This window comes from Flavobacterium sp. UBA7680 (assembly GCF_002482975.1).
In the GTDB taxonomy this organism is placed as follows: Bacteria; Bacteroidota; Bacteroidia; order Flavobacteriales; family Flavobacteriaceae; genus Flavobacterium.
Genome location: NZ_DLHA01000018.1, coordinates 140594 through 147538, shown reverse-complemented (window position 1 = coordinate 147538; position 6945 = coordinate 140594). Strand labels below are relative to the sequence as shown.

General features: G+C 30.6%; 4 protein-coding genes. 1 reads left to right on the top strand and 3 read right to left on the bottom strand.

Going from position 1 to position 6945, the window contains the following annotated elements; translation table 11 throughout:
• Positions 1 to 127 precede the first annotated feature (127 nt).
• The 3 genes from B3C18_RS04880 to B3C18_RS04870 all read right to left on the bottom strand — a co-directional run bounded on the left by B3C18_RS04880 (position 128) and on the right by B3C18_RS04870 (position 2888).
• Entirely contained in the window at positions 128 to 652 is a 525-nt protein-coding gene (locus B3C18_RS04880) for a DUF4269 domain-containing protein (protein WP_291143286.1), read from the bottom strand.
• Positions 653 to 2164 (bottom strand): ArnT family glycosyltransferase, encoded by a 1512-nt coding sequence (locus B3C18_RS04875; RefSeq protein WP_291143283.1) that lies wholly within the window; start codon positions 2162 to 2164, stop codon positions 653 to 655. It lies immediately after the preceding gene.
• Between the two features lie 178 nt (positions 2165 to 2342).
• Positions 2343 to 2888, bottom strand: coding sequence for a DUF4494 domain-containing protein (locus tag B3C18_RS04870; protein ID WP_053470608.1), 546 nt, complete (start codon positions 2886 to 2888; stop codon positions 2343 to 2345).
• Between the two features lie 525 nt (positions 2889 to 3413).
• Here B3C18_RS04870 and B3C18_RS04865 point away from each other — a divergent pair.
• Positions 3414 to 6941, top strand: a complete 3528-nt coding sequence (locus B3C18_RS04865) for a hypothetical protein (protein WP_291143278.1) — start codon at positions 3414 to 3416, stop codon at positions 6939 to 6941.
• Positions 6942 to 6945 lie beyond the last annotated feature (4 nt).

Genomic DNA, 6945 nt, shown 5'->3' with positions numbered 1-6945 from the left:
GATGTTTCGGGTGCAAAGATACGCACTAAATACTGTTATGCAAAGAAATTATTGAAAATTTTTCATTTTAATAATTTTAATTTTAAGTAATTGATATTTAGTGAATTGTGGTTTGTAATTACTTGAATCACAATTTATATTCTAATAATTCTAAATATGGATTGATTTTTAAACCTAATAATTCGCCAAAAGCAGGCTCGGTTTTGTAACCATTTTGTTTGAGTTTTATGATTTTTAAACGAAAATTTTCGCCTTTTGATTCTAATATTTCATTTTCAATAACCATATGCTTGTAGGCATTTTGATTTTTGGTTGGAATATTTTGTCCGAAGATTTCAATTTCAAAATCATCTATTTTAAAATTAGCGACTACAGATTCATGTTGGTCAATAATTGTTTCTTGAATTTTAAAATCCGTTTTATTTTCGAAAAGGGAAGAAACTCTAGAAACAAATTCGGTTTTGTTTTCCCAATAACAAATAATATCCAGATCGCTGTTTTCAATGTCAATATTAATGGGAATTGTTCCAGCCAAAATTGGATCAAATTCAGAAAGAACTTCCATGACCTTATTTTGCTTTAAGATTTCGTAAGCTCGAACCTGTTTTGGATTTCCGGTTTTTAAATATTCAATATTGCTTAAATCGATCATTTATTTGACATAATTTTTTTCTTCTTTGATTTCCTGTTCAAGCCTTTTGTTGATGTTGATTTTCGCGTTTTTAAAAATAAAAATTGTGGTTCGGTATTCTCTGGCGTATTTATTTGTGATTTTGCCGCCAATTAAAGAGATATCAAAATAAGGACTCGTTTCTACAAATTCCTTACTGTCTTTGTCAAATTCCTTAACCCTAATTAAATTTGTATAATAAAGATTCAAGTTAAACCAGTTTACATAATCGGCATTAAAAGATACCGCTTTAATTCCTTTTTTGGTATAATAATTTATAGCTCCGGCCTGACCATAATTATCACAAAGAACCAAGGTGTTTTCTGTTTTTGGAAACAAAGCATAAACCGAGTCTGTTTTACGGGCAAGTTCTTTCCAGCCCAGCATATCGGCAAAATCCTGCGATAAATTGTGCTCTTTTCCGTCTTCCCAACGATGCGTTTCCAGTTTTTCGGCAACTATTTTTTCTGGGCTTTTATTGGGAAAAGCCAAGTAATACATCGGAATAAAAAATAGTAAAGGAAGCGCAATAAATACGGGTTTTAAAAAACGTTTCCAGCCATTTTGTAAAACATCTGCAAGAAAAACGGATCCAAAAGCGATGTAAATAGGATACAAGCCAATTGCATAATAAGCTTTTGCCTTGAAGTATAAAAAGACAATTAATGTAAAAATTATCGATGCAAAAAAGAACTTATATTTTTCAAAAGGTTTGTAAAAAAGTAAGGCATAAAAAGAAGAAAGAATGACAAAAAATGCGCCTACGAAAAACAAAATTTGCTCTTTGGCAAAATCGGCACGGTCTACGTTTACCAATTGTGTTTCGGCAAGTTCCTTCATGTGATGTACAATGGGGAAATGATTATTGTACTGCCATAATAAATTCGGCAAAATCAATAATAACCCTAAAATCAAGGCGAAGTATAATTTTTTCTCTGCAAATATTTTTCTTTGTTTAGAAAGTATAATTGCCGGTAAAAGTCCAATTAAAAGAAATAAGATATTGTATTTATTTAAAAAACCGAAAGCAAAAACAACAGCTCCAATATAAAGCCATTTTTGTTTTTCTGTAGCAACATATTGAATCAAAATATAATAAAATAATGTCCAGCACAAAACATCAAATGAATTGGGCTGGTATAACATATTGATTCTTAGTAAAGATGAAAATAAAATACAAAGTGCGCCTAAAACCAAAGCGTACAAGTTTCCTTTTAAAAACTCAATAGTTTTCCAGACAACTAAAAGTGTCAAAGCACCAAAAAGAGCAGGGAAGAACTTCACCCAAAAAACCGAATTTCCGAGCAGTAAAATAATATACGAAAACCACGAAGTTACGGGCGGAACAGACAAATATCCCCAAGCTAAATGATGCGCCTGATCAAGATGCAAATATTCATCGCGCTGCAAATCATATTCGGGACTTATTAAAACATATTGCAGGACAAATTTTAAAATAATAAACCCAATTAAAATAAGTGTTTTTTTATTCATGGAGTTTTTGGTTTGGTTGTAAGTGGTTTTGTATAACGAATATAGGATTTATTTTGATTTGAAAATACATGTAAGTTTTACTGCCCCAAAATAAAAAAGCTCCAGATTTCTCTGAAGCTAATTTGTTAAAATTTCAATATTGGAATTTGGAATTTTAATTTTTTGAAGTTTAAAAAAATTATTCCTCTACAGTTTCAAATTCCATGTGATCTATTATTTCTTCATCTGCTTTTGCAGGTTTTGAAGCTTTAAGAGCGTTAAATCTTTCCAGCATTTCGGTTTCTTCTTCTTCACCGCTAAAATAAGGGAAAACGTCCATAATTGGCGACTCTGAAATGGCAGGAATAGAATATTCTCCCATTGTATTTTTCATAACATGAATCGTGTTATCAAAAGCTTCTCTCACATCATTTGCCTGAACCAACATATACATATTTGATTTTCTTTCTTTTCCGCTTTCTTCATCATAAGCAATCAAAGAAACTTTTGATTTAAACCAGCGGTCAGCATTTTCAAACGGATGAATCTCAGCATAATTTGCTACTTTAATATTGGTGATTTTAAATTCTTCACTAATATAAGCCGCCATTTCTTCATTAATTCTTTTTTCAGCTTCTGTATAAGATACTGCATCTACCAAATAAGGTTCTGTTAAAACTTTTTGGCCTCCAGTTTCATCGGTTTTTCTATACTTTACTTTGCATTCGTACCAAATTGCGCTCATTTTTTCTAATTTTTAAGGATGCCAAAGATAGATTTTACAGGAAAATAAATCAGAGATTTAAGAAATAGATATTCACAATTTGTATTAATTTTTTGTAAAGTATTGACTGATTTGGAATTAGATTTTTAAATAAAAATTGTATCAAAATTTATTTTGAAGATCTTGAAGTTTTATACTGAAAATAAAATTAATGTTTTTGAAATATTAAGATCTATAACAAGAATTTTTTCGATCTAAAACTAAAAAACAATATGGAAATACCGTAAAAATTACATGGCTAATTATATAGATTAGCAATCAAAATAAAAAATGTGATTTTCATTTATATTAATCTTGTTAAAATGTTTTTTGCCCTTACAAAAACTAATCAGAAATATAGTAATTAATTGATTTTCAAACGTTTTTAAAAAGTAATAATAAAGAAGTTTTGTCTTGTTAAAAAAATAAAAAATTAACATTTAAAAATGCATTAATATTGTGTTTGAAATCCACCTAGCTCAAGTTTATAATAATTCAACTAATTATATGACTCTTACCAACCAAAACAAATTGAAATCTGTTATTAATTATTTTATTAAACAAAAAAGCAATGTTTTTACGTTGTTTTTTTTGTTTTTCGGTTTAAGTGCGACTTTGTATTCGCAAAATGTTTCTACTTTTTCTCCTAAAATTAATATACCATCTTCTCCCGAGGCAGCACTTTTAGGAAGATTCGGAGATATCCCCATTGGATATAATACAGGGACGGCAAATATTTCGATTCCAATTTACACCATTAAGGAAGCAGGAATAGAAATTCCAATTCAATTAAGATATCATAGTTCAGGTATTAAGGTTTCTGATGAAGCTACCTGGGTAGGTTTAGGATGGGATTTGTCGCCGGCCGGCAGTATTATTCAGGAAGTGAGAGGAAAAAGAGATGATATGGATATGTTTTATTCAGTAGTACCTCAAAACTATTCCCATGTTAAAAATATTATTTTAAATTATGGTTATCAAGGAAGTTATAAACATTTAAGACACAGATGTTATGCTTCACCTGAACCTGACAATCTTTATCCTCTGCCTAATGGGATTTTTCCTTTTGATGTTAAAAACCTTATCGAGCAAGGAGGTGCGCAGCCTGATATTTATCAATTTAATTTCGGTGGTCATTCAGGAAGTTTCTACATAGATTTCGAAACAAAACAGGTTATTCAGTTAAATAAGACAGAAGATATTGTTTTTGATATGACAAATGGAATGACTGCGAAAACATCAGATGGGATAACATATACATTTGGGGTGAGTGAACAAGCGTATAATACCGATACAGAACCTGATCAGGTTGATCGAGTAGGGAGAACATATTGGTTGTCCTCAATAACCTTAGTAAATGGTAATAAAATTGATTTTACTTATACTAATGCGTCCTCTGCAAATTTATCTTTTCAGGAAAGATACATAATTACTGAAACCTGTTCAGGAGAAAATCAAGAGGCTAAAGGTTTAAGAAATAGAATTGTTCAAAATGATATAAAAATATTATCAAAAATAACGACAAATACTACTGTCATCGATTTTATATTAGAAGATCGAGAAGATATTGTTCCTATTACCGCGCCAACAGCTCTGCCAACACCAAAAAGATTAAAAGCAATTGATATTTCGTACCGAGGACTAACCAATAAAAAGATAAAAACTTTTGAATTGGGTTATAGTTATTTTCCATATGATGAGTTTTTAGGAAACCCTAGTGTTAGTAGTTCGTTGAGTTTTTATAACACTAATAAAACTCGATTAGGAAAAAGATTAAAATTAGATACGGTAAAAGAAATTGGTTATGATAATCTTGGGAATCAGGACAGAACTATGCCGACTTATAAACTTGAATATGATCTTAGTTCAACTATGCCTATGAAAATTTCATTTGCTAAAGATTTTTGGGGTTATTTTAATGGTATAGATAATAAAACCTTACTGCCTGATTTAGCTTATTTTGATTATGAAAATCAAATGCAGTATTATCAGCCCACCTATATAAATGGTGAACAAGTTACTTATCAAGTTCCTTTTAAGTATGGATATTATCAAGGGATTAATAGGTATACAGATAATGAAAAAGCAGGAACATATATGCTGAAAAAAATAAGCTATCCAACAGGAGGTTTTTCGGAATTTGAATACGAACCTAATTCTTTTTCAAATCAATTTATTCCAGATATGGTAGAATTAGCCAAAGCTTATAAACCTAAAATTTTAACCAGCCAAGGAAAAAGCGGAGATGTTTACCATCATGAGTTTAAATTGGCAAATGCTGCTACAATATCTTTCAATAATGTCATTAATGATGGATTTACACCTTTTCCTAATCCTAATGCACCTGTATATAGTTATGATAATTTTAATCCTGGGAATAATCCTTCCAGAATTGTTTTTTCAAAGACAAAGCAAGGGGTTACTACAATTATCAAACAATGGAAAGTTACAGATGAACTAAGGGTTGCATTTGAATCAAATCATGGAAAAACATGGAACGAATCTATTAGAATTGATTATGATCCCGATCCAACTGTCATTTATGCAGTAGATATTATAAATACGCTTCAGTATGGTGCTTCAGATACTTATAGAATCGCAGGTTTAAAATCAGATTTTCGTTATTACGACGATACTGGCGTTACTAAAGTAAGTAAAACGGGAGGTTTGAGAGTTAAAACTATTAAAAATTATTCTTCAACAGGAAATATTACAAATAAGAAAAACTTAAAGTATTCAGTAGGAAGAATTTTAACGCGCTTTCAACCTTTATCAGCGCAGGAAACATTTTGCGAAGTTAGAAAACCAGATGCAATAGGCGGCGAGTTTATTATAACTGCAACAGTAAGTAATGAGATTTCAATTTCGTCTGATAATTTATTTACAAGTGATGGAGGTCTGGTAGCTTATGAAAATATTGAAGAAACTGAAGTTGATAATAATGATTTAACGAATGGAAAAAAGGTATATACATATTTCAATTATGAAAATATAAGTGGTAAAAATCTTCCAACGGTTTTGAATTATTTTAATGGACTTCAATCATACGAAGCCTCTTATGATAAAAACAATACTCTTTTATTCCAAAAAAATTATTCTTATCAAAGTGTATATCCAGATCAGTATTCTTTTGGGATAGTAAATATTAATCAATTAAGAGGGTTGAGTTCTTCTTGTAATGATAGGCTTTATCCAGGTATGACAGATTTTACATTTGTGTCATATCCCTTAATATCAAGTACTGTTAAATTAGTAGGAACAAATACCAGATCATTCTTTAATGGGAATGCAGTATCAATAGATGAAACTTATACGTATGATTCTGACTTAAATATTAAAACGTCTACTAAGACGACCAGTAATGATGATCAGTTCACTACTAATAGTGATAAACTTGTTACCACATATTACTATTCAAAAGAACGCCCTCAACTTGACCCTATTGAGGATGTAATGACTAATGCAAAGATGACAGGAATTCCCTTAGTTACTGAGAATCGTAAAAATACGGAACTTCTGTCGAGACAAAATACACAATATGCAAAAGATGTTACAACTGGTAATTGGATTTTGCCGAAATACATTTTTGCAGGCAAGGGAGCAAATAGCCCAACTTATTCATCTCCTGAGAAGAAAGTAACTTATGATAAATATGACTCTAAAGCTAATATACAACAATATACATTAGAGAACGGGACTCCTGTAACCATTTTGTGGGGATACAAACAAACTCAGCCCATTGCTAAAATTGAAAATGCGAGTTACACAAATGTAGCCACGGCTTTAGGCATAACTACAGCTGTATTGGATACCTATAATGAAGATCAGTTAGCTTCAATTAATACACTGCGAGGGCTTTTACCAAATGCTATGGTTTCAACTTTTAGTTATATCCCGCTTATTGGTGTGAGTACTATCACGGACCCCAAAAATGATAAAATAACATACACGTATGATTCATTTGGAAGATTGATAAACATTAAGGATAAAAATGATAATATATTGTCAGAAAACAAATACCAGTATAAAAACTAATATG

Bases quoted from the DNA above. Each gene is read 5' to 3' on its own strand.
- B3C18_RS04870 (WP_053470608.1), bottom strand. From the start codon at position 2,888: ATGAGCGCAATTTGGTACGAATGCAAAGTAAAGTATAGAAAAACCGAT.
- B3C18_RS04865 (WP_291143278.1), top strand. From the start codon at position 3,414: ATGACTCTTACCAACCAAAACAAATTGAAATCTGTTATTAATTATTTT.
- B3C18_RS04880 (WP_291143286.1), bottom strand. From the start codon at position 652: ATGATCGATTTAAGCAATATTGAATATTTAAAAACCGGAAATCCAAAA.
- B3C18_RS04875 (WP_291143283.1), bottom strand. From the start codon at position 2,164: ATGAATAAAAAAACACTTATTTTAATTGGGTTTATTATTTTAAAATTT.